The sequence below is a fragment of the Mesorhizobium sp. M0217 genome (assembly GCF_040321955.1).
Lineage (GTDB): Bacteria > Pseudomonadota > Alphaproteobacteria > Rhizobiales > Rhizobiaceae > Mesorhizobium.
In genome coordinates this window covers 1-3,169 of record NZ_JAMYSN010000058.1, presented here as the reverse complement: position 1 = coordinate 3,169, position 3,169 = coordinate 1, and the positions used below count along the sequence as shown (strand labels likewise).

Here is a 3,169-nt window from a genome sequence, read left to right as displayed (position 1 = left end):
CTTGCCAACACTCTCTCGCAAGGGCCGATAAGCGATACCGTTGCCCACAACATGGCACGCAATGGTCTGCTGCAAGCAGCGCGTTGCAATGCCGAGGTCGTGCAAGCTCTCGGTCTTGGAAAGCGGATCGCTGCCCGATGGCAAAAGGCCAATGCCAAGTTTCTGGCCGCCAACCGGAAAGCTGGGGACGTGGCAGGTGGGCTGGGTGCCATTTCAAAGTCGCTGCGCGTGCTGCTGCAATCGGCCATTCTTGCCGTCGGTGCGTACCTTGTCGTCAGGGAAGAGGCTACGGCCGGGGTCATGATTGCCAGTTCGATCATGATGGGGCGTGCGCTGGCTCCGGTCGACCTCGCCATTTCAAGCTGGAAACCCTTCCTCATGGCGCGCCAGGGTTGGGCGCGGCTGGAGGACCTCTTGGAAAAGGTTCCTGAAACCGCTCCTGTTATGCTAATGCCTGCACCTGAACGCGAACTGCGCCTCGAAAGCGTGACAATCGTTCCGCCCGGCGAAAGCAAGCCGACCGTGACCGGCCTTGCGTTTGCCATTCAGGCGGGAAGCGCACTCGGGGTCATCGGCCCGTCGGGCTCGGGCAAGTCGACACTCTCGCGCGCCATCGTCGGCGCATGGACGCCGGTCGCCGGGAAGGTTCGCATCGACAGCGCAAGCCTCGATCAATGGGACCGGGAAGCACTAGGCCGTCACATCGGCTATCTGCCACAAGGTGTTGAATTGTTCGATGGCACCATTGCCGAAAACATCGCTCGTTTTGAAGATGATCCTGACCCTGAGGCTATTGTCGCCGCGGCGAAAGCAGCGGGCACGCACGAACTGATCCTCCGATTTGAGCACGGATACGAAACTCCGATTGGTGAGGCCGGATCGGCACTTTCCGCCGGGCAGCGTCAGCTTATCGGTCTTGCCCGGGCCCTTTATCGAGACCCTTTCCTTGTCGTGCTGGATGAACCCAATGCCCATCTCGACGCGGAAGGCGAAGCTGCAGTCGTTAATGCGATCGCCTCCGTGCGCGAGCGCAAGGGCATTGCGGTTGTCGTCGCCCATCGGCCGAGCGCCATCCGCGCCGTCGATTTGGTGTTGGTGATGGAAGGTGGACGGCAGCGATCATTCGGTGCGCGTTCCAAAGTCCTGAAGGCCATCGAGTCTACACAGGATCACGTGGCAGAGCGCGCTGACATGGAGGATCCCGGTGTCCGGCATTCATCAGAACAATGACGTTTCGAGTCCATTCGCCGGCACCTGGTGGCGGGCCTTCTGGCGAGCGTGATCTTTGTGGGAGGAGCCGGAGCCTGGGCGACCTTCACGAATCTCTCCGGTGCGGTTGTAGCGTCCGGACACTTTGTCGTCGTTTCCTAGTGAGAAGATACAGCACCCGACTGGCGGGGTGGTCGGAGAAATCCTGGTGAACCCGGCATTTCGTACTACCTGGTGCGCCTGTCGGTTCCGATCTCGGCTCGCGCGAACGCGCTCCCTAACGTTCCATTGCTCGCAATGGGCAGTGCCGGCGCGACTCGGCAACACAGCCCCATGCCCGTTCTTCCGAGGGCGGCCCAACCAGGACGACCGGTTGCCAAGTTTTCCTGGACCGTTCTTTGAGTGTGAATATTCGGGCCGATTGCCTGGGGCGTGTCCCCGCCGCCTGCGAGCCCGCAACTGCTCAGCAGAAGGGCGAAGTGAACGAGAATGCATCCATTTCGTAAATGTATGCCTATCCAAGCAATCGATTTCTCCAATTGTCCGATGACGAATATGAACGACTCAGGCAGGGGCATCATTAGGAGTATTTTCAATGGCAAAGATTATCGAAGGTGGCCCGGGTTCCGAAACACTCCTCGGCACCGAGGGTGTTGACTGGATCGAGGGTTACCAGGGCGGTGACTGGCTTGACGGTCGTGGCGGCAACGACGAGATCTCGGGTGGCGCGGGCAGTGACCGAGCCATCGGCGGCGAGGGTAACGACCGCATCTTCGGCGGAGATGGCTGGGACGATCTCTCCGGCGACAACGGCCGCTTCAACGCGCGCGTCTCCGGTGAGGACAATGACAGGCTCAGCGGCGGACCCGGCCAGGATGTCCTCTACGTGGGTGACGGCCAGGACACGTTGACCGGGGGCAGCGACAGTGACACGTTCGTGTTCCAGTTCCACAATCCGGTGCCTGGGGTTGTCGGGTCGACGTCGGACATTACCACTATCACCGATTTCAACCCGGCGGAGGACAAGTTCGCCTTCGATGCGGTAGGCCTCTACAACGACGGTTTTGGCGCGAACTTCGTCAACAACGCCAGCATACAGTCCGGCTACCCGGTGAGCAGCTTCTACAGCGGTGCGGCGTCGGGTGCGAACGGCGAACACGTCGTGGTGATCACTGGTGAATCTTTCAACTCTGCTAATGAGGCGGCGAGTGCGATCTCCGGCGAGCACGCCGGCGACATCATTGTCTACCAAAGCAGCTACACTGACAGAGTTGCAACTCTGGCCTATGTCACCGCCGACGGCAGCGCGCACGAGTTCGCCCACCTGGGCGGTGTAGTCACCGTGGCCGACCTAGGCCTGACCGCGTCGGACTTCACCTTCGTTTGATCCAGAAAACCCATGCGGAACCGCGCCCGCCCCGCCCCCCCGGGCGGGCGCTTTCCCGTCCGTTTCCGCTACTTGCCATGGGCCGGGGCGCCTGGGAGCAGTCAGCGTGTACAGTGACGAAGCCCTGCGCGTCGCGCTGCTCGTGGACCGAAATCTCCTGAAGGTGTGGAGGCGGAAGCCTGTTCGGGCCCTTGCGGCCGACCAGGATGAATCCCTTCCAAACCTTCAGCCGGACGGTGTTGTTGACCCGCTCCATCAAATGCCGGGACCAAACATATTCGGCGGGAGCACTGATCCTGAACCAGCGAGCGGATGCAGTCGGTTGCCGATCGGGGAGCAATATAGGGAGCTGGGTCGCCAGCTGCGGAGACTTACGTGACAACCATTCCTTAAAGGATCAGCTTTGAGACCCTTCCCTCTGACTTCCGCGATTTGGGGCATTGTGTTGATCAGCGGCGTGGTCAACGTGTTTGCGCTGATCTCGCCGCTGTTCATGCTTCAGGTCTATGACCGCGTTCTGGCAAGTGGCAGCGTATCCACGCTGGTGGGGCTCGTCGTGCTCGCTGCGGGGCT

2 protein-coding genes and 1 pseudogene are annotated in these 3,169 nt (G+C 61.0%); all 3 read left to right on the top strand.

Annotated elements, in window-relative coordinates:
• A partial coding sequence (locus NKJ18_RS32835; protein WP_352761595.1) for a type I secretion system permease/ATPase occupies positions 1–1,230 on the top strand: 1,230 nt, incomplete at its 5' end.
• Positions 1,205–1,435, top strand: a pseudogene (locus tag NKJ18_RS32830) (HlyD family type I secretion periplasmic adaptor subunit); the annotation flags it as partial. The gene NKJ18_RS32835 and the pseudogene NKJ18_RS32830, both read left to right, overlap by 26 nt.
• Before the next feature lie 369 nt (positions 1,436–1,804).
• Positions 1,805–2,596 (top strand): calcium-binding protein, encoded by a 792-nt coding sequence (locus tag NKJ18_RS32825; RefSeq protein WP_023673926.1) that lies wholly within the window; start codon positions 1,805–1,807, stop codon positions 2,594–2,596.
• The last annotated feature ends 573 nt before the right edge of the window (positions 2,597–3,169 follow it).

Bases quoted from the DNA above. Each gene is read 5' to 3' on its own strand.
- NKJ18_RS32825 (WP_023673926.1), top strand. From the start codon at position 1,805: ATGGCAAAGATTATCGAAGGTGGCCCGGGTTCCGAAACACTCCTCGGC.